This window comes from Vibrio sp. TAP-3B (assembly GCF_057784735.1).
This window is the reverse complement of record NZ_CM173496.1, coordinates 962,321-987,093: the sequence shown is the minus strand read 5'-3', so window position 1 is coordinate 987,093 and position 24,773 is coordinate 962,321. Positions and strand designations below refer to the sequence as shown.

Below are 24,773 nucleotides of genomic sequence, written 5' to 3'. Positions count from 1 at the left end.
CAGCACTCGTAATGAAGTACACATCTAATTACTTCATATTTAGGTGTAAGTTCCAGTTCGATAGTCATGGATGTGCACGTTGGATAAAAACCAAATTCAGCTAGAAGATGAGCTAAAGCAGCTCACAAGGCAAATTAAAACAGCCCCTGAATACACCTTCAGCATTTCTCAGCAATGCCGTATCCGAGCGGAGCAGATTCTCTATGTGGATGGTGAGATCAGAGCATTACTCATCATGGCCCACTGTTGTTGGTGCTTAATGGATTACCGACAAGGGTTAAAGTTAGTCAAAGAAGCCTATAACAAACAGATCCAACTCGAAACCGACGATCACCTCCCTGAAATTCTTCACCTCTTTGCTCTCCAGTACTGGGGACAAGCAAAATACTACTCAGCCCAACAATACTGGATTAACGCACTCGAACAATCCGCCCTTGTTGATGATATTGAAATTCAAATTGAGTCCTTAATTGGGCTTGGTAATGTTTGGCGCATCACCAATGAGCATAAGCTTGCCGCTTCGACGCATGAGTTAGCAGTCAAAGTGGCAAATAACGTCCGTATCGCGTCGCTAGAGGGTAAAGCTCGAATTCTATTAGCTTGGGATTATTATTTACTGAATAAGTTTGTTGAAATGCTTACCGTGCTGGATGGCGCAACGGAAGTGCTCACCGCTCACGAAGACAGCACTTGGCAAGCGGAAATTTGGGACTTTAGAGGACTCGCTCTTCTCGGCTTAGAGCGTCTCGATGCAGCAGAAAAAGCCACTCAAAAAGCTCACCTTTTGGCTGTCGAACACGATCTTACTTGGATGAAGGCCCACTCTTTCATCAGCCGTGCACGGCTCGAACTGTTGCGAAAGAATACGGAAAATGCCGCTGAGCTATTGCTCGCCGCTGAAGAGTCTGCCCTTAATTTCGACAATGGGGAACTACTTAGCCAAATTTGCTTCCAACAATCACGAGTGGCCGAAGAGCAAGGCAATTTTGAGTCGGCATTCAATGCGTTTAAGAAGTACCGTAAACATGCATTGAAGATGCAGAAAGAACAAACGCATAGAGTCAGCATGGATAAAGCTCGGGGCTCTAAACGTCAACTAGAACAACGGGCGCGCAAGCTCATCAACCGTATCCGCTCCCAGCATGAATACGACCCGGAAAAACAATTCTCCAATGTTGTCTCCGAGACTTATTGGTGGGAACAATTAGTTTTGTTCAAAACAGAACTCAAACGCTCCAACCACGCCATCATTATGATTCAACATGCAAACCCCGAATTTCTCGATGTTTGTACTGAGCTAGTTCATGCATTGACGACCTCCAGTGATCTCATCTCACGAATTTCTAGTGACAGACTGGCCATGTTGATTGCTGAAAAAGGCCGAGCAGCCGAAGAGTTATATCGCACCGTTCAAACCATGTTGGGCATTTATCCATGGCAGCGACGTGGGTTAAACGGGCCCAAACCGACATTGTATTTACAAGATATCCTGACCTTCCCATTCACTTTAGAACAATTAGAAGAAAGTCATATTGAGGTGATGAACAATGGACAAACTGCTTAATAAAGTGACCGAGGCAGGCATCGATCCTTGTGCGGTCTCTGGTGAAGAAGCGATCACGCTTTGGGAGCATGTTGGATTACATATCGCCTCGACCAATCAAGAAAAAGCGCATTGCTATATCATCAGTGCGGAATACCGATGTGAAATAAAACAACTGAATGACAGCATCGACGAGCTCAGGAAAGCCCTTGAGTTACTTGCATTACCTGAAGACGTCGAAGATATTTTATCGGTTAAGGCAAGTTTAAGTGACCGCTTGGTTGAAGTGGGTGATTACAACGCCGCATTAACAGAGTATGTGGCCTCTACCAATATTGCCGTGGAATACGGCTATATTGACGAGTATGTTTTAGCCATTATTGGGATGGGCAACTTATGTGACGCCTACGGTGATCACCATCGCGCTTTACGCTACTACCGAAAGGTTGATGCTATCGATCACGCCATAAGCAGTCGCTCACTACGCCTGCGCTATAAGCTCTATAAGCTTGCTTGCTATATTTATTTGTATCACACGGAAAATGCCAAAGAGCTACTAAGTGAGTGTGAAGAATTGAGCATTCTCGTCAGCGATAAAAATCTTGCTGCGCAAATTCACCTCTACCGCGCCCAATTGCACCGATTACAAAAAGACTATACCCTCGCCTTGCTCTCTATCTCGAACATTCAATACACAACAGGTAGCGCAACCACTTATTGGTTATCTACCATGGTGAAAATAGAAACGGCGTATTGCCTTAATGGCTTGGGTCATACCTCGTTGTGCAACTTACTGTTAGGCTTCATCGATAAACGAATTCAAAAACACGCTTCTCCGATTATCGCTCGACATTTTTATAACACAATGAGTAAGGTGTACGCCTCTCAAAATTTGTTTCAGAAAGCATTGCGTTGTGAAAAACGGGCTTTTCGTATCGAGTCCGATCTCGTTAAAGACATTCCAATCGGAGAATTAGGCTCTGCGCAATTGCGTCGAATTTCTCGTTTTGAACTGCAACTTAAGCTAATTTTGTCAGAAATTGAAAACAAAGAGCTGAAGGAAACCACCAAGCAACACAAGAATACGGTGGCTCAGCTACAGCAGGACGTTTTTTCCGACCCGCTGACATCCTTACATAACCGTCGCTGGCTTGAGGTGAAGCTCAAAGATCTGCTTTTGTACGATACTACATTTGCGCTAATGGTCATTGATATCGACCACTTTAAGTCCATCAACGATGAACTCAGCCACCTTGTTGGAGATAAAGCCATCAAATGCGTGTCTCAAAAATTAGCCGGATACTTCAAGTTTGAAGGGGCATCTTGTGTTCGCTTTGGTGGTGAAGAATTTCTTGTGATTCTGGAAAACAGCAACCTAGAACGCGCACAAATGCACGCCGAAAATTATCGCGAACACATTTATCAACATCGTTGGGATAACATCCTTGGCGAACGCGGATTAACCGTATCGATTGGCATTACGTTGCATCGCGAAGGAGAAAATACTCAGCGAACCTTCTACCGCGCTGATAAAGCTCTGTATCGTGCCAAAGCCAATGGACGAAACCAAGTCTGTACTGAGCTTTAAACACCTCACAATCCAACAGGGGCGCTCTCACTTCTAGCAATAACCACTTTTTGTTGGCCCCCTCTCCATTACATATTCGTCAAATATCGACGAGTTCGACATCGCATAAACGCCATTGATACATAAAATCTTCTTGATCCAACGATAGTTAAGGCAAATACTCAAATGATTAATTTGTGTACCTTTTTCTATTTGCAAAAAACACAGGGAAGTAAGATGTTTCTAGACTATTTTGCTCTTGGGTTACTCATTTTCGTCGCTTTGGTGATTTTTTACGGAATTATCGTCATCCACGATATTCCATATGAAATCGCGAAAGAACGTGAACACCCACATCAAGACGCGATCCATTATGCTGGCTGGGTTAGCCTTTTCACTTTACACGCCCTGTGGCCGTTTTTATGGATATGGGCAACGTTATGGCGGAAAGAACGCGGCTGGGGCTTCAAAAAACTCGAACAAGAAACATACGACATTCATCAACGCCTTGAAGCGCTGATTGACGAAATGACCGAGTTAAAAGAAGAAATATCCACACTGAAAAAGCAGCAGGTTCAACAAAGTACAACTGCTAAACAGAGTAAAGAGGAAGAATAATGGATTTATTACTGATTCTGACTTACGCAGCCCTTTGTATCGCCATTTTTAAAATTTTTAATATCCCTTTGAACAAATGGACGGTACCAACTGCCGTTCTTGGCGGTGTTGTATTGGTGGGAACATTGATCTTGTTGATGAATTATAACCACCCGTTTACACAACTTGGTAACCAAGTATTCTCGACGACACCTGTCGTATCTGGCGTTCGCGGTCGTGTTATTGACGTGCCTGTAAAGCCAAACCAACCATTATCTCAAGGGGATGTGCTTTTCCGTATTGACCCGCTTCCGTTTCAGGCCGAAGTTGACAGACTACGAGCAAAAGTAAAAGAAGCAAGCCAAGGTGCTCTTGGACTAGAATCGAGCGTTCAAGAATCACAAGCTGCTGTGCTTAAAGCACTTGCAGAGCGAGACAAAGCACAACGCGAATTCGATCGTTATCAAAGAGGCTTCGACCGCGGTGCCTTCACTGAGCAACAACTGGACACTCGTCGTCAAGCATTCAAAGCAGCCCAAGCGGCGCTAAACGTCGCCCAGTCCAAACAAGAGCAAGCGCAAATCGCACTTGAGTCTGAAGTAGGCGGTGAAAATACTCAAGTTGCCTCGCTATTAGCTGAATTAAGAAAAGCCGAGTTCAACCTAGAGCAAACCGTGATTACTGCGCCTACTGACGGTTACGTCACCCAACTTGCGCTGCGCCCAGGTGTCATGTCAGTACCACTACCACTTGCTCCGGTGATGACCTTCGTTCATACCGAAGACAAACTCTATACAGCGGCATTCCGTCAGAACTCGCTGCAGCGTTTGGAGCCGGGATTTGAAGCAGAGTTCATGTTTCGCGCTTTACCAGGCAAAGTATTTAAAGGGGAAGTCATTGAAGTACTACCAGCGATTGGCGAAAGTCAATTCCAAGCTCGTGGCTCACTGCTGGGAACCGAGGCTTTACGCACAAGCGGCCGGGTATTCGTAACGTTAAAAATTACCGACGATTTAAGTGAATATCATCTACCAATGGGCACCGCGGTAGAAGTAGCGGTTTACTCGGAAAGTTTCTCGCACGTATCGGTTATGCGTAAAGTACTTATTCGCATGAAGAGTTGGCAAAACTATCTCTATCTAGATCATTAACTTATATACCCAATGAACCTAAAATATTTGAGTTCAGCAAGAAGGCTTGGTTAGCAATCTCGGCGACGGTTTAATGAACTCGCCTAGCCGCGCGGTTTTCCTTTACCTCATAAGAAGTAACACAACCTTTTATTGATTCAAGTTAACTGACAGCAAGCACCGCTGTCAGTTAACTGAATCACCCTCAAAGACGTCCCTCGTAACTAGCTAATTTAAATAGATTTAACTAATCAATACTGGGAAAAACCAAAAAAGAACAATGGTGGTTAGATTAACGTTAATAGTAAAAATCGGAGGAGCAAAGCATAAAAACTTACTCAGTTTTACCAATGTGCCAACGCCCGTGCAGTCAGCCCTTCAGTGTAAGGGTTAACCTTCCAGTGATCAGGGCTCCAGCCTTTCACAAAACGTTGAAAATCCGCCCAAGCAACCGCGAACAGAGGGCGCCACTCTTGTTCGACGTCATTTGGGTTTAGATGTGGCTGGTAAAAATGCAACGCTCGCTGCAACTCTGAAAAATACGTGTCTAAAACCCAACTTTCCATCTCTGCACATGCTTCAGGCTTCACGGCACTACTCATAAACAACACCACATCTTTCATGGCACAACCCTGCCCAACGTATTGAAAGTCAACCGCGGCGGCTTTTGTTCCCTTGGCGTCAAAACAGAAGTTCGCGAGTTTAGCATCACCGTGCACTAACGTTGGATAGTTAGCCTGCTTTAGGATCTCATCAATACGGATAGCAGCCTGTTTTAGTCGGTGGTCGGTTAATGCTTTCAGCTCATCGGGACGCGTCGCTAAATGCCAGTAAGTTCCGGTTTGCCAAAGTTGATCTGTTTGAGTGCCAATGTAACGAGCATGAAAATTCGCCAACCAAGCTAAACAAGCTCGCAAATGGTTTTGAGTTGCATCAGCGATGACGTTGGGGAAACCTGCTTGAGCAAGATCTTCCATTACAATCAGCCACTCATTGTCTGCTTGACACGTTTTTAACCCTTGCGGGACACGGCAACGTACATCAACCGAACGGGTATAATGCTCATACCAACTCACTTCAACCTGATAAGAGTGCAGCTTTCTTTGATGAGATCGGTCAGTGTTCCAGCCTCTTGGATGTTCTGAAGGTTTGGGCAGTTTAACGTGTTTTACGATGATCGAGCATGTTGAGAAAACGATTCGAACCAGCTCGCCATAACCGCCCCATAACGATTGTATGTTCTCGATCGACTCGAGTTTGCCAAGCTTGAGTGCCTCTCCAATACTTTGATAAAGAGGATGATTATCGTTCATTGTTACGCGAGAAGGTGTGACCACGCTTGATTTTTCTCCATATAGTAAACGACATACGGGCAAACTGGTTTAATTTTATAACCAAGTGATTCGATCTCGGGTAATACCGCTCCCATCACTACTTCTCCGTACCCTTTACCTCGTAACGCTTCAGGCACAACGGTTGACGTTATCTTCATCACATCATTCTCAACTTGATAAACCACTTTTGCTTTATAGCCCTGCTCTAAATCAACCCAAAAGGTGCCCGTTTCTGTCTTATGAGTCACTTTATTCATATTTTTCTCTCTGACTTTGCTACTGATTTGTTTAATCAAACTATATCACTGCATAGTATCAATTCTAGGCTAGGTCACATGCATATCGCCACAATACCCAGTTATCCATTGAGCTGAAAAAGTACGCGCGTCAAAAAATAAAAAATCCCTGAGCGGTTACTCAGGGATTTAGAAAATCTTACTTTGTTAACAACAGATTATAACTTAAAGAAACTCAATTGCTCTTTCTGTTTCTCTGCAAGAAGTGATAGCTCAGTGCTTGCGCTTGCACTTTGACTGATACCCGCTACGTTTTGGTTCACCAGCTCAGACATATTAACTACGTTACGATTGATGTCTTGTGTTACTTGAGACTGCTCTTCTGCCGCAGTTGCCACTTGCGTGTTTGAATCGTTAATGTTGGCGACCGATTCTGTAATACCCACCAGTGCTTCATTCGCTTGTTGAGTCAACTCGTTATTACGATTAAGCATCTCAAGACTGACTTGCATGCTGTCATTCGCAAGCCCTGACTGTGCTTGTAGCTCTTCGATAATCGTTTGGATCTCTTGTGTTGAATCTTGTGTTCGAGCAGCCAGCATACGAACTTCATCCGCCACCACCGCAAAGCCACGGCCAGACTCACCCGCGCGCGCCGCTTCAATCGCCGCGTTCAACGCAAGCAAATTAGTTTGCTCTGAGACACCACGAATCACTTCAATCACATTATTGATCTGCTCAGATTGTTCTTTTAAGCGCAACACTACTTGGGCCGCATCATTCAGTGCTTGAGACATCTGTGTACTTGCTTCAGCACTCTCTTGGAAGATAGTCAAACCAGATTGTGCAAGGCCGCCAGCTTCACGTGCTGTCGAATCCGCAAACGTTGCATTATCACTCACATTGTTTGCGGTGCTTGCAAGCTCATTAACTGCAGAGGCTACTTGCTCGATTTCTGCTAGCTCTAGCTGTGCGTTCGCTTCTGCCTGCGTCATTACTGCCGCCAGTTCAGTCGATGCCGACGCCACTTCTTCACTGATGCGTGTAAGCTGGTCGACCGTGGTATACAGTTGCTCTGCAGTTTGGTTTACGTCTTTGCTTAGTTTCGCAATTTCGTTATCACCTTCTACATCTGCGCGCACAGACAAATTTCCTGCCGCCAATTGACGCATCACTTCTTGAAGTTTTTGAATCGGTGAGACGATCATGCCAGATAAGAACCATGCGGCCACTAACGAGAGTGCGAATACCGTAAGAACCGTTAACATTGCGTTGGTTTGCACGCGATCATTGTTTTGCTGACTTTTTATTGTGGATTGTTCAGCTTGATCATTAACATGCTTAGACAAGATATTGATTTGTTGGGCCATTTCTCGGCCAACCTTACGATACTCTTTAATAAATGCGCGATATTCACTGTTAGACTTTAAACCTTGATCATATTGGTTAAAGAAAGCCACTGCTCTCTCTGAATAGCGAACATAAGCTTCAATCATTTCGCGCACTTTAATCGCGTCCTCGCGAAATAAATTACGCGCTTCAATTGCATTTAAATCAGCGTCAACTTGTTTTAAGCCCGCTTTCAGTTCTTGGAGGAAACGTTCTCGACGAGAAGGATCGTAAATGGCGTATACCGCCGTAATACGTAGTGGATAAATTTGGTCATCAATATGCGCCAAGGTGTCTTTATGAAAAACCAAAGACTCTTGGTTTGAAGCAATAACATCTTGCTCAGCCTGAAGATTGTTTTTAGTAACCCACAAAGAAATAAACAAAACAATAGCGGTAAATAATACCGGAACCAAAATTTGCGTCCTTACCGACAAATTTTTTAGTGATAGCTGCATGGCTGGACCTCAGTTATATGCGTGATGCCTATGTGCTTCCTTGCGACGGGAAATTTCCCAGACGAATAAACAAGCAGCGAATATTAGAGATGGATCACACTTTTGTCCAGTACAAAAAGCCCACATTTTCAGCCTGTTATCGCCAATATCCCGCCACAAGTGTCGAGATATTGGCGCTATAGCTAATTATGATTGTTTATGATGAGAAATGTTCACATTTACATTGTTTTTTGCTTACTTTCTCAACGAATTGAGCTTGGCTTGAGCAAGGCCAAAAATCGTATCAATAGGATAAGACCCCTCATCTGTTGGCTCACCCGCGACTTTCTCGGTGAACAGTTCAATCGCTTCAGTAACATGGTCAATAGCCCAAATATTAAACTCACCTTTTTCAACGGCTTTAACAATATCTGCGCGAAGCATCAGATTGTGAACATTAGAGCGTGGAATAATAACACCTTGGTCTTCATGTCGACCTTTGATCACACAGACGTCATAAAAACCTTCAACTTTTTCATTTACGCCACCAATTGGCTGAGCTTCACCGAACTGATTCATTGATCCTGTAATCGCGATGTCCTGCCGATTTGGTTGTTTAGAAAAAGCCGATACTACCGCACATAGTTCCGCCATGCTGGCACTGTCGCCATCTACCCCACCATAGGATTGCTCAAACGTAATGGTGGTAGTGAGTGGTACTTTAGCGGTTTTACCAAATACAGAAGATAAATAAGCCGACAAAATCATCACCCCTTTCGAGTGAATGCTGCCGCCTAAATCAACACTGCGTTCAATATCAATCACACCACCATCGCCATAACATGTGGTTGCAGTAATACGGTTCGGTGCACCAAACATATAATCACTGGTACTGAGCACGGATAGAGCATTGACCTGCCCAATTGCAGAACCTTGGGTGCGGATTAATGTTGTGCCGTTGACGAACGTTTCCATCACGTTATCACGCAATCGGCTTACTCGCATTTCTTGGTTCTTCATCGCCTCTTCAACATGACCGATACGAATCATGTTGGAGTTGGCCTGACGAGCGACGTAGTTTGACTCACGGAGCAGATTGGCAATATTGGCAGAATGCAACGATAGCTTGGTTTGATCTCCGGATAAACGTGAACTGTACTCGATAATTCGGGCCATGGATTTTCTGTCACAATGCAGCATGTTGTTATCGTTCACCACGCTCGAAATAAAACGTGCGTAATGCAGCTCTGATTCCGACGTACGCTTCATCTCATCTTCAAAATCTGCAGTAACTCGGAATAACTCGCTAAATTCTGGATCATAGTGTTGTAGCAATTGGTATGTTCGGTAATCACCAAACAAGATAATCTTAATATCAAGCGGGATCGGCTCAGGATCCAGCGACACAGCTCCAGTTAACGTGACTTCTTTTTCTAGAGACGTAAAGCTCAATTGACGCGCACGAAGGGCACGCTTTAAACCATCCCATACGTACGGCTGCTCTAGAACTTTCTGTGCATCAATAAGCAACACGCCACCATTGGCTTTGTGCAAACTGCCTGCTCGGATCAACGAGAAGTCGGTAAATACCGTTCCTTTGAAGGTTGCGGTTTCAATCGCGCCAAACAGCGAGTGATAGTTCGGGTTCTCTTCAACCACGATTGGGAAATCACTATTATTGCGACTTACCAACACATTCACCTTATAGCGACGTGGTAATTTCTTATCCAAGGATGCAGTCGCGATTTCTCCTTGCTCCCCACTTTGATCAAGGAAAATATCGGCATTCTCAACAATGTCTTTCTGTAACTCGGTTAAGTACGCTTTGATTTCGGAATAATCAGCGTAATCGACTTTTAACTTTTTTATAAAATGAGTAATGACATCCAAAGTGACTTCATCATTTAATTTTTTGATTTTATCACTGTAAGTTTCTTCCCACTCGGTTAGCTCTCGCACCATTGAGCGCAATCTCACTTCGAGCTCATCAATGCTATCACTGAATTGCTCTTGCTCTTTTTTGTTCAGCGCATCAAATGACTCTTCGGTGTGCAACTCATCGCCATTCATCGCAACAAATTGATAATCACCTTGTGTGGTTATTGTCAGGCTGATACCGCGCTCTTTCGCTTCTCGACTGATACGATCCAACTCATTTTGTTGTTTACTCGTCAGTTGGTTTTTTAATCGGTCTGCGCGGCTAAAGTACATTTCATTATCAAACGCCAGTGGCAGCGCATTGAGTAGCTTAGCCATTAATGTCTCAATATCGACTCGAAGTTTATGCCCTATACCGCAAGGAAGCTTTAATACTTTCGGGGTTCGGGTATCTTCAAAGTTCGCCACATAACACCAGTCAAACAATGCGGTAGCATCATGTTTATGACGATTAAGATAACGCAGGATCATGGTTCTTTTGCCTAACCCATTCTGACCAATAGCGTAAATATTGTATCCTTTCTCTTTGATGGACATCGCAAACTCGACCGCTTTTTGAGCACGTTCTTGCCCCACAATTTCATCAATTGGAGGTAACTCTTTGGTCGACTTATATGGCATATTCTCTAGATCCGCGACAGAATATAGCTGCTTAGCTTCCAACCTCAGTATTGCCATATCCACTTCCTTTTTCTTATTTTCGTCATTTGAGTGTAGAGATTATTTGTTTAATTTTAAGTGATTTACCTTCCACTGCGGGTTAATTGGGCGTTTTATGAACACAAAAGACTCTCAATCCATCAACTACCTAGAAATAGTGTGAGATAGTTAAATAGCGTTCGCGGATGTGCTCGATAAGTAATTTTACTTTGTTAGGAGGCTGACGAGTAAAGGGGTATACAGCGTAGATGCCCAATTTTTTTCCGACAAGATCTGGGAAAACATCAACCAGCTGACCGTTACGAATATCGTGATATACCAAACAACGTGGAACATAAGCGATACCATGGCCACCTAAGGCTGCTTTACGTAACGCGGTGGCATTATCAGTAGAAAAACTACCGGACACTTTGACGATATAGTTACCCTCATCACTTTTAAACTCCCAATCCGTAGCTCCCGTCGTTTGATAAGCGTATTGCAGGCAGTTATGAGTGGTGAGATCAATAGGCTCAATCGGTTTGCCGTTTTTTACGATATAAGAAGGCGATGCGCATACCACCCATTGAGAGTCGAGGATATGTCGCGCAATTAAACTGGAGTCCGCAAGGTATCCGGTTCGGATGACCAGATCGTAGCTATCGGCGACTAAATCGACGAAGCGGTTGTCCAGCGACATATCAACCGTCAACCCCGGATGAAGGTTACAAAACTCGGCAACCGCGTCTGCGAGAATGAGGTCTCCTGAGATACAAGGGACAGACATTTTGATATGACCACTGACATTCTCTCCAAAGCCTGAAACAGCATCCATAGCCTCCTGAGTGGCCTGCTTCACATTTTTAGCACTGTGTAGCAACACTTTGCCCGCTTCACTCAACGTCAGTTTGCGCGTTGTTCTATATAATAGTTGTGCCCCTATCTCCTCTTCTAACCTCGCTATTCTTTTGCTAACTACTGAATTTGTAAGGTTATTTGACTCCGCAACCTTACTAAAACTGCCTAGCTCGATTACCTGAGAAAACAAGATTAAATCATCTGCTCTCATACGATTATGTCACTTTTGGAATTGATTATTTTCATTATTTCCCTATATCAACAAAAAATAAAGGAGTAAATTCACGCCAAATTAACAAAACCATTACAACAAAAAGTCACCTCTACAGCGGATTGACACCGTTCGAGAAGTCAGCGTACGAAGGATGTACAAATGAGTGAAACCCTACTTGCCCTAGTGGCATTTTCGCCAATTGTTGTTGCCGCCATCTTATTGGTTGGTCTCAACTGGCCTGCTAAAAAAGCCATGCCTGTTGCGTTCGGTTTGACCGTCGCTATTGCCCTAATGTTTTGGGATATGTCAGCCAATCGCGTACTGGCTTCTGTATTCCAAGGGCTAGGCATTACTGTCTCTGTTCTATGGATCGTGTTTGGTGCCATCTTCTTGCTCAACACTTTAAAACACACTGGAGCGATCACCACTATCCGTAATGGATTTACCGATATTTCAGCTGACCGCCGTGTGCAAGCCATCATCATTGCTTGGTGCTTTGGCTCGTTCATTGAGGGCGCATCTGGGTTCGGTACCCCTGCAGCAATCGCTGCACCACTACTGGTTGCAATCGGCTTCCCTGCGCTAGCCGCTGTCCTAATGGGCATGATGATTCAGTCAACGCCAGTGTCATTCGGCGCGGTAGGCACGCCTATCATCGTAGGTGTAAACAAAGGTTTAGACACCCATAACATCAGTGAGTCTTTGGCCGCACAAGGCGCAACATGGGAAATGTACCTGCAAGACATCACCGCGCACGTTGCCGTGATTCATGCTGTAGTAGGCACCATGATCCCTGTGTTGATGGCGGTAATGCTAACACGTTTCTTTGGCAAGAACAGAAGCTGGACTGAAGGCCTAGATATCCTGCCATTTGCTTTATTCGCAGGCGTCTCTTTCACGGTACCATACGCGTTAACAGGCGTTTTCTTGGGCGCAGAGTTCCCATCACTCATTGGTGGTCTGGTTGGTCTTTCTATTGTTGTCACAGCGGCGAAAAAAGGCTTCTTAGTGCCAAAGACCCAATGGGATTTCGAAAGCGAAGACAAATGGCCAACGGAGTGGCTGGGCTCTCTAAAAATCGATCTTAACGACAACCCAGGCAAACCAATGAGCATTGTGAAAGCTTGGGTACCGTATGTAATGTTAGCGGTTATTCTCGTCGCAAGCCGTGTAAGTCCTGAGCTTAAAGGCTTTGTACAAAGCGTGAGCTTATCATTCAGCAATATTCTTGGTGAGACAGGCGTTAGCGCCGCAATTCAGCCATTGTACCTGCCAGGTGGCATCCTCGTGTTTGTTGCTCTGCTTGCAGCCATGTTGCAAAGCGGCAGTGCAAAACCATTGCGTGAAGCATTTGGTGAATCAAGCAAAACATTGATTGGTGCTGGTTTTGTATTGGTATTTACCATCCCAATGGTGCGTATCTTCATCAACTCTGGGATTAACGGCGCTGACCTAGCAAGTATGCCAGTCACGACAGCGAACTTTGCCTCTGACTTGGTAGGGTCCGCATTTCCTGCACTGAGTGCGACCGTTGGTGCGCTAGGCGCATTCATCGCAGGATCAAATACGGTTTCCAACATGATGTTTAGCCAGTTCCAATTCGAAGTGGCGCAAACACTGTCCATTTCGAGTGTGATTGTGGTCTCGCTTCAAGCGGTTGGTGCAGCGGCCGGTAATATGATTGCGATTCACAACGTGGTTGCCGCATCAGCCACCGTTGGTCTGCTTGGCCGTGAAGGCGCAACGTTACGTAAGACGATAATCCCTACGTTCTACTACATTGTCATGACAGGCATTATTGGTTTGGTGCTGATTTATGGCTTCCAAATGACGGACGTCTTGATGAAATAACACAAAGCGCAGGGTTTACTGCCCTGCCTAATTTGACGCAGCGGTCAGCACTACTACCCCGACATGTTGATTGAGCTTGCTACATCAATCCCCCCGGGCCGCTGTGTCATCCTTTCCAATTTGTATAACTGATTGAGTGATTTAACAAAATTTTTCAATCAATTATGTAAATGAGTTACCAACATCAGCAGTTCAAAAGTAAGTGAACCATAGGTAACTATACTCATTTTGATGCCTTCACTGCTTTGCGATGAAGGCTCAACGAAAGAGCAAATTGCTCCACAACTTTGCTTAGAATAACCGCTAGGACACCATTATGATTATCTCAGCTTCTACTGACTACCGCGCTGCCGCGAAAGCCAAGCTTCCTCCGTTTCTATTTCATTATATTGATGGCGGCTCTTACGACGAACGCACGCTGAAGCGTAATACTGACGATTTAGGCGATGTGGCACTGCGCCAACGCATCCTGCGCGATATGAGCGACCTTAGCCTAGAAACCGAGATTTTTGGTGAGAAACTTGCGATGCCAATCGCACTGGCTCCGGTTGGGTTAACCGGCATGTACGCTCGTCGCGGTGAAGTACAAGCGGCGAAAGCAGCCGAGAAGAAAGGCATTCCATTTACTATGTCGACCGTTTCGGTTTGTCCGATTGAAGAAGTCGCCCCAGCGATTGAACGTCCAATGTGGTTCCAGCTCTACGTGCTGAAAGACCGTGGCTTTATGAAGAACGTGCTTGAGCGTGCAAAAGCAGCGGGCGTAACAACGCTGGTATTTACGGTTGATATGCCTGTTCCGGGTGCGCGTTACCGTGACATGCACTCTGGTATGAGCGGTCCTAACGCTGCAATGCGTCGTGTATTCCAAGCGATGCGTCATCCGAGTTGGGCATTAGATGTGGGTCTGCTAGGTAAACCACACGATCTGGGTAACATCTCAACCTACCGCGGTGAACCAACTAAACTGGAAGATTACATCGGCTGGTTAGGTACAAACTTTGACCCATCGATCTCTTGGAAAGATTTAGAGTGGATTCGTGATTTTTGGGATGGTCCTATGGTCATCAAAGGTATCCTCGACGAAGAAGACGCGAAAGATGCGGTACGATTCGGTGCGGATGGGATAGTGGTCTCGAATCACGGTGGTCGTCAGTTAGACGGCGTGCTTTCAAGTGCTAAAGCGTTACCAAGTATTGCAGATGCGGTGAAAGGCGATCTTAAGATCTTTGTCGATTCGGGTATTCGTACCGGTCTTGACGTCGTTCGTATGCTGGCACTAGGTGCGGACTGTACGCTGCTCGGTCGTTCATTTGTGTACGCGTTGGCAGCACAAGGCGGTGCAGGCGTTGAAAATTTACTGGATCTGTACGGCAAAGAAATGCGTGTAGCAATGACGCTAACAGGAGCGAAATCTATTGCTGACCTTTCACGTGATTCGTTAGTGAAAATGCCATAGATTGCTGGCCAAACGCACTGTTCTACAACCAAAAAAACGAGCCAACGGTGGCTCGTTTTTTGTGCTGCTCAACTTACCATTCGGGTAAGCTAGCTAACTTGATGCACGTACTCAATCACCACTTGGTTGCCATCAATAAAGACATTACTGATGTCGCCATCCACGGTCACACGGTTTTGTAAATAAACCGATCCAGATGCAGAGATATCACGCTCCGTCAAAGACGGGATCACCAGACTAGGACGTACATGTAACTGTTCGCAGAGTTGTTTTACAAAACTCAGCGTCAATGGCGAATTACCACGTAATAAACCAGAAAATTCGTGCACCTTCAAACCAAGACGTTTCGCCATCTCCATTTGAGTAATGTGCATTTTGGCCTTTTGTGACATCCAAATGTCGTAGAGCGCGCTTCGATCCAGCTCTGTAAATTCCATATCTGCCTCCGCTAATTAAAGTGGCACTACCCTCTCATACTTATTTGAGATAAATGTTAGCGATAAGTCAGATAAGTTATAATTCACGGTTTGAATATCGACGCTCACATCAAGCGCAGCGTGACTTTAGAACAAAACAACAAGGTTCATATTGGCTTTGATGATCTCAAGTTTAGGTTACTTACTCATATGAATCAACGAGCGGCCCAACAGCCATTCTAACTCTCTGTCGCCCCCAGAGCCAAACTGGTTTTCGACTACCTTGTACAAACGGTCAATACAATTCGTAGCGAATTCCTGTGCATGTTTAGCCATCACAATATGATGGAACAAAAGTCGTAAAATCGCTAAAAACTCTGAGTTTTCAAACGCTTTAATCCAGCTTTGTGAAAAAGCATTTAGCCCTTTCTCAAACTCTAGGTGTTCAATAAACATTTTAAAAATACGGGCATCTAAGGCGGCAGTGAAATCCGTTTTCTTCGGGAAGTGATGGCTAATACCAGTACGCGAGATACCTGTCTGCTGACTCAATGTCGTATACGACATTTTGTCGTAACCGAGTCTTAGTAGCTGATCAACAACGGCATCCATAATCTTTTGGATAGTGACTTCGGTATCTTCTTTACTACGCTTGGGCATATTTAAGTTCTTCTCTTTGTAAATCCAACTAACTCACCATTATATGAGGCCAGAATAAAATCATTATTCGCGTGATTTCCTAACATAAAATTAGGTCTTAAATCATATCGAAATGGCACTGTGTAACATGCAACTTACAGCGATTTTTTTCAATGTATTCGATTTAAAATAAAGCAAAAAAATCAGTACTATCAAAAAATTATTGAGTTAATCCATCTAAATAATCTAAACGCTAAGAATGATAATTATTAAAAATAATCTTATAAATTGACCATAAGTTCAACTGACCTGAACAAAATACAAGCAGACTGTAGGTTAATTGATTTTAAATATTGATATATATCACATTAATCTTCTTGATAACTGAGTAACCCAATTTTTATACCTTACTTAACAAGATACTATTTTGTTCTTTTTTCATTCAAAACTCTTCATTTTTGTAGATACAAATCAAATACCTGATAGAATACCCCTAGTTTTTACAAGAGGATTCGTTATGAGTGTCAAATTAGAAGAAAACCAAGTTTGTGAAGCTTGCGGCTGCGCTGGTGAAATTGGCTTCATCATAAAAGAAGGTGACGAGGTTGCCGACGTAACGATTTTCGCTGAGACCAAACCCGAGCTAGAATCGGCGGTCACAAAATATATTGAACTCGCTAAATCAGTGTGTGCTAACGTTGAATACAACTTCTCTGAAATCACAGAAGAATCAAAACAAATCAATGTTCGATTCAAGTTTGAAGTCAGTGCTGAAAAACTGATTTTTGAATTAAAAACTCGTTCACTGGCACGTTAATGTAAAAAGCGAGCTTAAAGCTCGCTTTTTACGTCTCATCACCAAATTGCTCCAACTCTGAAGCTCTGTAATTTGTTACTTGCTTTTAGGCAACATAACCCACTTCAATGAGCCGTTCGTTTCAAAATCGTTTTCATCCGTACACATAATTAATACGTCATCAACTTTAATGACCGCGCCGACGGTATAAGCCTTATCGTCATAGTAACAAATACGCTGTCCTAACTTTCCATCCGCCACGATCAGTGCTTTGGTTTCGGATGTGCTGTACGATTTCGCAAAAGCGGAACCAGATAACAGCGCCACAGTGACGCCAACAGTAAAAATAAAAACGTTTCTTAACTTCATGAAGCTCTCCCTAGTACTTCTGTAATACTAGCAAGGACACTTTTTAAGTTCTTGGCAGAGGCTCATATACTGACACCTTGGCTGATCTTTCTTTCAAACTCTGTCCCATCTACAAGCCAAGTCATACTTACTGAACCTAGCATCTCGAGGTTATTTAGGTATAAGATACCCGTCGTGTTTTTTATTCAATAAAGTAACTGGCTATGCGTTTTGTTTCTCTTGTTCTCAGCTTGATGGTGCTCAACACACCTTCCTTCGCATATGAGCTGGATTACTATTCTAAATTTGGCCATATCGATAATTACGGCAACCTTGACCTCAGAGACAAGCCTTACACTCAATTGCCATCTGGGTTGGTAGTTAAAGGGAATTTAAACATCTCACAGACGCCGATGAAAATGCTGCCTAAAGGCCTTGAGGTCGGGGGCAGCTTAGAGGCGAAAAATAGCGCACTAAAAACGATTCGTTCTGGTACAAAAATAAAAGGCTATGCGAATTTACTTGGCAGTCAAATCGAGAACTGGCCGAGAGGTATCAAGCTTGGCGGCTATTTGAACCTCACGGATACGCCTCTAAAAAGACTTCCAGCGAAATTACGGGTTAAAGGGGATTTAAGTGTCATACGTACTCCCCTCACCGCGATGCCTAATGGCTTAGTCGTCGAGGGAAATCTCTATATCGGGGGCTCTGCTCTTAAAGCGTTCCCTGACACCATGACCGTCAAAGGGAATATTTTCTTAGGGGGCAATACGATCACCAAGTGGCCAAATAGCTTAACTCTCGGCGGCGCTGTCGCACCTTAGAGCGCGAGAAAGTAAAAGCCTCGGTGGCAACCGAGGCTTTACAACTCTCTTGAATGGTGGCTAACGTTGTTACTCTTTTTCTTGGTTGTTTACAGGGTTCGCATAGCTTGCCACGAGATATGGTCTTGCACCTTCTGGCAGTTTCTCTAATTTATCGACAAGCTGACGTTTGACCGCCTCTGTAATGATACTTGAGTTTTCACGGCCTGCGGCCAACAAGTTGATCGGATACAACTTATAGTTATTGTGAATTTGGCGGTCAATTTCCTCCGCTAAAGCGTCCGGTGTTTCGAACTCTTGGTCAATAACGTCCCCAAACGCAACGTGCACGCGACCTTTATAGCCGATAATGCCTTGAATGATGCTCTCAATATCTTCAAATTCACCTTTCTCATAACGACCGTTTTCAGCTTTCTCAAACAACTCTCTTGCTTTCGCGATATCACATGGATCGTTTTCATAAGCAATTGATACGGGAACGATCTTCAAAGAACGGGTGTATTCTCCAAAGCTGATTTTTTGCTTGCGACCTTCAACATAAAACATCTTTAAAATCGCTGGATCAGTAAAATCGTTGCCGTCTTTCGCACGCCCCTCTTTTTGTGCAATCCAGATAGAGTTCCCTGTATCTAGCGAGTGTTTAATATAGCTAGACAACTGTGCCAATGTTTTCATCATTTCTCTAGGCGCCTTTGCTGAACGCTTAACGATGAAACTTTTGTTCAAACGCATCAACTCGGTTGCACATGGTTTCTTCAGCAAGTTATCGCCAATCGCAATCCGAACGGTACGATGACCGCTTTGATACAAACCATAGTTCACCAGCGCAGGGTCCATGGCAATGTCACGATGGTTAGACACGAATAAGTAGGACGTATTTTTATCCAGCTTATCTAAACCGGAAAAAGTGACGCCATCCGTTGTCTTATTCAGCGTATCTTTAAGATACTTTTTCACTTCAATCTGAATTGCTTCTACCGAATCTAGCTTGCTCCACTTCGCTTTCAGGTAAATGCGAAGGATCGGGCTCATGAGAGCCTTGAACCACACGGCTTTATTGGCAAAGCGATGGTCGAGAATCGCAGTGATAAATTCATCATCTTGGATTAGACGATCCAGCGCTGCTGGGATTTCTTCGTCATTGTAAGGACGAATTTCAATATAAGGATCAGTATTAGCAGTCATTATTCATTACATATCAAAAAAAGCTGGCACATTTTACGCACACTTTTGCTGCCCCGCAGCATTTCAGCCCATACTTTTATCATGGTCATACCACTTAGGCTACACTTTATAGTGTTAAAAATCTTTCACACGGTTGGAATCATATAGGTTTAACGTTAACCTTAGCGCCAAAAAACACTGGTACTCATAATGAACTACGCAATTGAATTTCACGACGCTACTTACCCCTTTCTTGATGTCGCTTCGCGTAAAAAAGCGCTGAAACACAGTCTACTATTCGTTGTAGAAGGGTTAGCCGTCATTAAATTGGGTAAGCAGGAGTGTGCTATTGAACCAGGCCAATATTTTTGGATTCCTCAAGGATGTTTGAGCTCCCTCACCTTTTTACCTAATACTCATGTGCATCGTTGTGATTTTTCTGTGCGTTTGAATGATGATTTCTCTCAACAAGCAGGATTCGTTAAACCTTCAACACTACTGAAATCTTTGGTTGAACGACTAGCCACAACAGAAGACCGTTCCGAGCTTCAGTTGGATTTGCTCACAGTGGTAAAGCATGAGGTCCTTACAATCTCCCCAAACTTGACTCAATCACCTTTAACGAAAGCGATCAATCAATGGAAACCTGGGGGTGACATGAACCTTTCTAAAGAGCTTTATTTGGTATTAACGCTGCGCGAAGCACGAAAAATGAAGCTGTCGGGTAAAAAAGACGCTCAGATTGTTGATGCGCTATTTGCGGGTAATACTGAGGAATATGAGCAACTTTGCTTTTTAGTGTTTGGCGAAGCGCTGTAAGACTTGATTCTCACACAACTGCTTTTTACACCTAAAATGAAGAAAAGGGATGGGCATTATTAATGTCCATCCCTTTTCTTATTCACTGATGGCAGAAACTAGAATGGCAATTCAATCTGCATCATCCAGTCAGCGTCATAATATTCATGCCAACGATAATCAAATCGCATTCTTGGTTGACCATCGGATTTATCGCCGAAACCGATACTGAACATCAGGCCATGGCTGCGTAACCACTCATCCGTGTCCATTTTACTTTCTTCGTCTTGGAACTCTTCTGGCATCCATACCCCCAGACCAAAGTGGTTGTTCTCTAGTTTCTGGGTCAGAAATGGTGTGTCTTTTGGCTTAATAGCCCATTCTTCCCAATAGTTTTCTATCGGTTCATCGGATTTCACTTCCGCGTTATACCAATTCAAAGTGTTCGCACTCATCACACTGATGGAGTCCAAAGCCTCTTCACAGATAGGCAGGGTATTATCCTTAAACACAACGGAACGATCAGAAAAGTAGTTACACGCAGAATTTGCTTGCGTGACCACAAACAGTGCACATGCACTCAATACGGCTACTCTGACCATGAAAACCTGACCTCTCAGTTACCAGAAAATGTTTCTTTATATAAGTCTTCGTTAAGCAATAATGCCCGGACGGATGGTGTTGTATAGGCACAAATATCTTCACCTGCAGCCAATGCGTTGCGTATATCCGTGCTTCGGATTTTTACTTTTTCAGGACACGCCATAACAGCCCAGCGTTCTGTAATTTCTTTTGCTCTACTAAATTTAGCAAATTTGAAAAAATTATCAGGACCAATAACAAAAGTTACATCGGCGGTTGGGTAGATTTCTTGAATTTTTTCTAACAACGCATACGTTGTCACACTTTGTCCGGGTTGGTACAAAGCTTGCTCCACAACAGAGCGCTGAACATTAGAACTCTCCAAGTCTTTGATAAATGCATCAACCAATTTGCACCGAATGAAGTAATCCAACATGTGCTTACCCCAAGCGTGTGCAATGCTGGGTTCTAGTAGCACAAGGTCAAAGTGGCTCAGTGATTCAATTACGCTTTTGTGGCCTAAACTGGGTGGATTAAATGCGCTACCAAAAATGGCAATTTTTTTCATATCCGGTGATTACCTCGTTGAAGAGAGTTTTCTAATCTGATGATTTCGGTATGATACTACTAATCTTTACAGCTTTTGATACTAAAGTCGCTTCCGTGAGCCTCAATCGCATGGTTTCTCACCATTTTGTAATGTTCACCCAAAAAGGCGCTCTTTGGTGACTGATATATTTACAGGAAAAGGACCCCTAAATGGAACAATCCATCCGTGATGAAATGCGTGTACTCCCTTCTATTGAACCGCATTTTGAAATTGAACGCCGTATTGCTTTTATGAAGCGTAAGCTACAGGAAGCAGGTTGTAAGTCACTGATACTCGGCATTAGTGGCGGTGTTGACTCAACCACATTAGGTCGCCTGGCCCAGATTGCGGTAGAACAACTGAATGAAGAATATCGTACCGATAAATACCAGTTTGTCGCAGTACGTCTACCATATGGCGAGCAAAAAGATGAAGATGAAGCGCAGCTTGCTTTATCTTTTATCAAACCGACACATTCTGTCTCTGTGAACATTAAAGAAGGTGTGGACGGTATGCATGCAGCGACTGACGAAGCTTTACAAGGTACAGGCCTGCTTCCTTCTGATGCAGATAAAATCGACTTTGTAAAAGGTAATGTAAAAGCACGTGCTCGTATGATTGCGCAATACGAAATCGCTGGGTACGTTGGCGGATTGGTATTAGGTACTGATCACTCAGCAGAAAACATCACTGGCTTTTACACTAAGTTTGGCGATGGTGCATGTGACCTTGCTCCTCTATTTGGCTTAAACAAACGCCAAGTTCGTGAGTTAGCTGCGACACTGGGGGCCCCAGAGCGACTAGTGAAAAAAGTGCCAACCGCTGATCTGGAAGAGCTTGCGCCACAAAAAGCAGACGAAGAGGCGCTAAACTTAACTTATGACCAGATTGACGACTTTTTGGAAGGTAAGCCTGTTCCACAACAAGTGCGCGATCGTCTAGTTACCATTTTTAAAGCGACGCAACACAAGCGCCAACCAATCCCAACGATTTACGACTAAGCAATATTTACAATACGCTTTTGAATAAAAAAACGCTGCTTGAGTAAGCAGCGTTTTTTTTATTTTTCCTGAATATGCGTGAGCTAGTCCGTTACTGTGACGTCCGTCTCAGGAACCGCGCAGCAAGCTAAGACAGCTCCCATTGAACGCTCTTCATCCGTCAATGCAGGGACGTCTGGATGGTGCACTTGCCCAGATTTTAGTTGCACTTTACATGCTCCGCATAACCCAGCTCGACAGCTATTGCCAACTAGCTTTCCTGCGTCCTCAAGTTGCTCTAATAGCGTTTTCTGATTGTTGCCCTTCATTTTGAAACCGTTAAATTCGATTTCAATGCTTTTCTCTGGCTTGGTGGTGATAGGCGAGACACCGAACGCTTCTTGATGATAATGCTCTTCAGGCAGGCCTTTTTTAAGCAGTAAGTTCTTCGCTTTCTGCATGAAGCCATCTGGCCCACACACGAATACTTGGCGCAATTCGGCCTCTTTGATTTGCTTAATATGAGCAAGACTTAATCGCCCCTTTAGGCCGAACCAATCCGTAGCGGGCTGAGTCAGACAAATTTTCACCTCTAGACCAGGATGGTCTCGCTTAAGTTGCTCTAGTTCAGAACGACATGGAATATCGTGCTCAGTACGACACTGATGATAGAAGACCACATTTTCCAACTGATCATGATCCGCCAAATAGCGTACCATCGACAACATTGGTGTCACGCCGCTGCCAGCCGAAAGCAACAACAAAGGTTGGGATTGATGGGCTTTTAGATGGAATTCACCGTTTGGGTTTTCCGCTTCTAAAACATCCCCTACTTGCAAGTTATCAAGTAACGAATTGGATACACGACCACCCGCAATGCGCTTAACGGAAATAGCATAACGACCCGGACGTGAGGGACTGGACGACAAAGTGTAGTGTCGGCCTACTTTCTTGCCATTGATATTCACTTCAATTGGTAAATGCTGCCCCGGCAAATAGTTAGGTAGTGACCCCTTACTTGGCTCGAGCCACAATGTTACAAAATCACGAGCGATTTCTTCGCGTTCAACACATGTCAATGTCATCCGTACCGGAGAGTTATCTGGATAAAGCTCCGGGGCTTTGTACTCTAAAACCTCTATTGGGTCACTTTGACGGATAATACCTTCATTTTTTGCCACTAAGTTTTGCCCGAAGAACACACCACCACGTTCATTAGCACGGAACTGCTGCAATGTTCTTAGCGGCTCTTTGCTCTCACGGAACGTGCCCCTTTGAGTGTTCACGGTCGTGAGAATACAACGCTCACAAGGCTTAACAGACTCAAACTCTACCTCACCGATTCGAATGCGTTTCCACGTGTCCTCTTCAAACGGTCTGGTGTCTGACACCACAAGATTGGTGCGGAACTGATCCATTGAGTGCTGCTCAGAGCTTCTTTGATTCAACTCCTCTAAAGAGGCTTGGCTGATCACTAAAATCGGATACCCATCGGCAAAGCTAACATTATGGCCGAGCTTTTCACGCACACGATTAGATTGTTCGCCACTAAATAGTAACTCGACTCGTTGTCCTAATACTTTGCTAAACCAATCATCCGCTTCATCCGTAGTGGTGTAAGCGACAAAGGTATCTTTCCATACCGTGGCTGGTGTTTCCTGCATTTTAAAATCTTGGTAGCGAATTTTAAGCGGTTCAGTGCCCAAGCTACTAAACACCACACCATCCGCCAGCAATGCTGACTTTATCGTCACCATTTGAGGATACTTCCTCGCCGTAATCATGGAACCATCAGCCTTGGCGATCATAAAGCGGCGGTCAAAGCTCAATCCTTGCTTTTCTACCCATGCAGACGAGAGTGATACCCCTCCAACAGATTTCACCGGAAAAACATTAATTTGGGATAAAACGGGTTGCGACATGGCCTTCTTCCTACACGTGTTTTTATTTGTTGCATTATTGTATACCCAAATGACGTCGAGATGGAGAACCCAGAACCTTGTCATTGGCTTACTGTACTCTGAACGAGTTGGGGGTTTGAAAACATCAGGCACATAAATTGCCGTTCGTCAGTAGAGCGAATCATTTTCGCTTAGCTTGGTATGTTGAGATTATTTAGCTATAACTATAAGTCTTACTCACTCTAAACATTCACGCTTTTAACACCGATATGACCAAATATTATTTGATCACAAAATGAAGCAACACGCATAATAAACCCGATTGTTTGACGACCCTCACTCATTAACTTGGAGTTTAACCATGGATACAAGAAAACTGATTCTAATTCTGCTATGTATCTTTCTTCCACCTGTAGCGGTGTACATGGAAAAAGGCCTGAATAAAGACTTCTTGATCAACTTAATTCTAACGTTTTTCTTCTTCCTTCCAGGTACGATTCACGCGCTCTGGTTAACGATGAAATAGACAACAACCCTGCCATCAATA

Annotated in this window: 23 protein-coding genes; 11 read left to right on the top strand and 12 right to left on the bottom strand. The window is 44.0% G+C overall.

The window, feature by feature from the left end; all coding sequences use genetic code 11:
• Positions 1-79: 79 nt before the first annotated feature.
• The 4 genes from AC3D28_RS18915 (at position 80) to AC3D28_RS18900 (ending at position 4,858) form a co-directional block, all read left to right on the top strand.
• Entirely contained in the window at positions 80-1,564 is a 1,485-nt protein-coding gene (locus tag AC3D28_RS18915) for a hypothetical protein (protein WP_488536317.1), read from the top strand.
• Entirely contained in the window at positions 1,548-3,131 is a 1,584-nt protein-coding gene (locus AC3D28_RS18910) for a GGDEF domain-containing protein (RefSeq protein ID WP_488536316.1), read from the top strand. The genes AC3D28_RS18915 and AC3D28_RS18910 overlap by 17 nt, the downstream gene beginning before the upstream one ends.
• 216 nt (positions 3,132-3,347) lie before the next feature.
• The gene (locus AC3D28_RS18905) at positions 3,348-3,728 is read left to right on the top strand and encodes a DUF3302 domain-containing protein (protein ID WP_098413722.1); all 381 of its coding nucleotides are present in this window, start codon (positions 3,348-3,350) and stop codon (positions 3,726-3,728) included.
• On the top strand, positions 3,728-4,858 hold the full coding sequence (locus AC3D28_RS18900; protein WP_098413721.1) for an HlyD family secretion protein: 1,131 nt from the start codon (positions 3,728-3,730) through the stop codon (positions 4,856-4,858). The genes AC3D28_RS18905 and AC3D28_RS18900 overlap by 1 nt, the downstream gene beginning before the upstream one ends.
• Positions 4,859-5,181: 323 nt before the next feature.
• Here AC3D28_RS18900 and AC3D28_RS18895 read toward each other — a convergent pair whose 3' ends face one another.
• The 5 genes from AC3D28_RS18895 to AC3D28_RS18875 form a co-directional block, all read right to left on the bottom strand.
• Positions 5,182-6,150: a phosphotransferase gene (locus AC3D28_RS18895; protein WP_488536315.1), complete on the bottom strand. Its 969-nt coding sequence runs from the start codon at positions 6,148-6,150 to the stop codon at positions 5,182-5,184.
• A gap of 2 nt (positions 6,151-6,152) precedes the next feature.
• Complete coding sequence (locus AC3D28_RS18890; protein ID WP_098413719.1) at positions 6,153-6,428, bottom strand: GNAT family N-acetyltransferase; 276 nt, start codon at positions 6,426-6,428, stop codon at positions 6,153-6,155.
• Between the two features lie 197 nt (positions 6,429-6,625).
• Positions 6,626-8,254 (bottom strand): methyl-accepting chemotaxis protein, encoded by a 1,629-nt coding sequence (locus tag AC3D28_RS18885; RefSeq protein WP_488536314.1) that lies wholly within the window; start codon positions 8,252-8,254, stop codon positions 6,626-6,628.
• Positions 8,255-8,488: 234 nt separating this feature from the next.
• Positions 8,489-10,849: a Lon protease family protein gene (locus tag AC3D28_RS18880; RefSeq protein WP_488536313.1), complete on the bottom strand. Its 2,361-nt coding sequence runs from the start codon at positions 10,847-10,849 to the stop codon at positions 8,489-8,491.
• Between the two features lie 130 nt (positions 10,850-10,979).
• Complete coding sequence (locus tag AC3D28_RS18875) at positions 10,980-11,879, bottom strand: LysR family transcriptional regulator (protein WP_098413716.1); 900 nt, start codon at positions 11,877-11,879, stop codon at positions 10,980-10,982.
• Positions 11,880-12,041: 162 nt separating this feature from the next.
• Here AC3D28_RS18875 and AC3D28_RS18870 point away from each other — a divergent pair, with 162 nt between their 5' ends.
• Both AC3D28_RS18870 and lldD read left to right on the top strand, forming a co-directional pair.
• Positions 12,042-13,733, top strand: a complete 1,692-nt coding sequence (locus tag AC3D28_RS18870; protein ID WP_488536312.1) for an L-lactate permease — start codon at positions 12,042-12,044, stop codon at positions 13,731-13,733.
• 316 nt (positions 13,734-14,049) lie between these two features.
• A complete protein-coding gene (gene lldD, locus AC3D28_RS18865) occupies positions 14,050-15,189 on the top strand; it encodes an FMN-dependent L-lactate dehydrogenase LldD (protein ID WP_488536311.1) in 1,140 nt (379 codons plus the stop codon).
• A gap of 89 nt (positions 15,190-15,278) precedes the next feature.
• On the opposite strand, the gene AC3D28_RS18860 is transcribed toward lldD, so the two are convergent.
• Positions 15,279-15,626: a helix-turn-helix domain-containing protein gene (locus tag AC3D28_RS18860; protein WP_098413713.1), complete on the bottom strand. Its 348-nt coding sequence runs from the start codon at positions 15,624-15,626 to the stop codon at positions 15,279-15,281.
• Between the two features lie 177 nt (positions 15,627-15,803).
• The gene (locus tag AC3D28_RS18855; protein WP_098413712.1) at positions 15,804-16,265 is read right to left on the bottom strand and encodes a TetR/AcrR family transcriptional regulator; all 462 of its coding nucleotides are present in this window, start codon (positions 16,263-16,265) and stop codon (positions 15,804-15,806) included.
• Between the two features lie 496 nt (positions 16,266-16,761).
• Here AC3D28_RS18855 and AC3D28_RS18850 point away from each other — a divergent pair, with 496 nt between their 5' ends.
• Positions 16,762-17,061 carry a YfcZ/YiiS family protein gene (locus tag AC3D28_RS18850; protein ID WP_098413711.1) on the top strand — a complete coding sequence of 100 codons (300 nt, stop codon included), beginning with the start codon at positions 16,762-16,764 and terminating at the stop codon, positions 17,059-17,061.
• 75 nt (positions 17,062-17,136) lie between these two features.
• Here AC3D28_RS18850 and AC3D28_RS18845 read toward each other — a convergent pair whose 3' ends face one another.
• On the bottom strand, positions 17,137-17,409 hold the full coding sequence (locus AC3D28_RS18845) for a YnjH family protein (protein ID WP_488536310.1): 273 nt from the start codon (positions 17,407-17,409) through the stop codon (positions 17,137-17,139).
• 203 nt (positions 17,410-17,612) lie between these two features.
• Between AC3D28_RS18845 and AC3D28_RS18840 the strand changes: the two genes are divergently transcribed.
• Positions 17,613-18,212 carry a hypothetical protein gene (locus AC3D28_RS18840; protein ID WP_488536309.1) on the top strand — a complete coding sequence of 200 codons (600 nt, stop codon included), beginning with the start codon at positions 17,613-17,615 and terminating at the stop codon, positions 18,210-18,212.
• 69 nt (positions 18,213-18,281) lie between these two features.
• Here the strand turns inward: AC3D28_RS18840 and AC3D28_RS18835 are convergent, their stop codons facing one another.
• Positions 18,282-19,397 carry a 1-acyl-sn-glycerol-3-phosphate acyltransferase gene (locus tag AC3D28_RS18835; RefSeq protein ID WP_488536308.1) on the bottom strand — a complete coding sequence of 372 codons (1,116 nt, stop codon included), beginning with the start codon at positions 19,395-19,397 and terminating at the stop codon, positions 18,282-18,284.
• A gap of 189 nt (positions 19,398-19,586) precedes the next feature.
• Here AC3D28_RS18835 and AC3D28_RS18830 point away from each other — a divergent pair, with 189 nt between their 5' ends.
• Positions 19,587-20,195 carry an AraC family transcriptional regulator gene (locus AC3D28_RS18830; RefSeq protein WP_488536307.1) on the top strand — a complete coding sequence of 203 codons (609 nt, stop codon included), beginning with the start codon at positions 19,587-19,589 and terminating at the stop codon, positions 20,193-20,195.
• Between the two features lie 98 nt (positions 20,196-20,293).
• On the opposite strand, the gene AC3D28_RS18825 is transcribed toward AC3D28_RS18830, so the two are convergent.
• Positions 20,294-20,776 carry a hypothetical protein gene (locus tag AC3D28_RS18825; protein ID WP_488536306.1) on the bottom strand — a complete coding sequence of 161 codons (483 nt, stop codon included), beginning with the start codon at positions 20,774-20,776 and terminating at the stop codon, positions 20,294-20,296.
• A gap of 14 nt (positions 20,777-20,790) precedes the next feature.
• Positions 20,791-21,324 carry a nicotinate-nicotinamide nucleotide adenylyltransferase gene (locus tag AC3D28_RS18820; RefSeq protein WP_488536305.1) on the bottom strand — a complete coding sequence of 178 codons (534 nt, stop codon included), beginning with the start codon at positions 21,322-21,324 and terminating at the stop codon, positions 20,791-20,793.
• Between the two features lie 191 nt (positions 21,325-21,515).
• On the opposite strand from AC3D28_RS18820, the gene nadE reads away from it, so the two are divergent.
• Positions 21,516-22,346, top strand: coding sequence for an NAD(+) synthase (nadE, locus tag AC3D28_RS18815; RefSeq protein WP_488536304.1), 831 nt, complete (start codon positions 21,516-21,518; stop codon positions 22,344-22,346).
• A gap of 83 nt (positions 22,347-22,429) precedes the next feature.
• Here nadE and AC3D28_RS18810 read toward each other — a convergent pair whose 3' ends face one another.
• Positions 22,430-24,247 carry an MOSC N-terminal beta barrel domain-containing protein gene (locus AC3D28_RS18810; protein WP_488536303.1) on the bottom strand — a complete coding sequence of 606 codons (1,818 nt, stop codon included), beginning with the start codon at positions 24,245-24,247 and terminating at the stop codon, positions 22,430-22,432.
• Between the two features lie 340 nt (positions 24,248-24,587).
• On the opposite strand from AC3D28_RS18810, the gene AC3D28_RS18805 reads away from it, so the two are divergent.
• Positions 24,588-24,752, top strand: a complete 165-nt coding sequence (locus AC3D28_RS18805) for a YqaE/Pmp3 family membrane protein (RefSeq protein WP_098413702.1) — start codon at positions 24,588-24,590, stop codon at positions 24,750-24,752.
• The last annotated feature ends 21 nt before the right edge of the window (positions 24,753-24,773 follow it).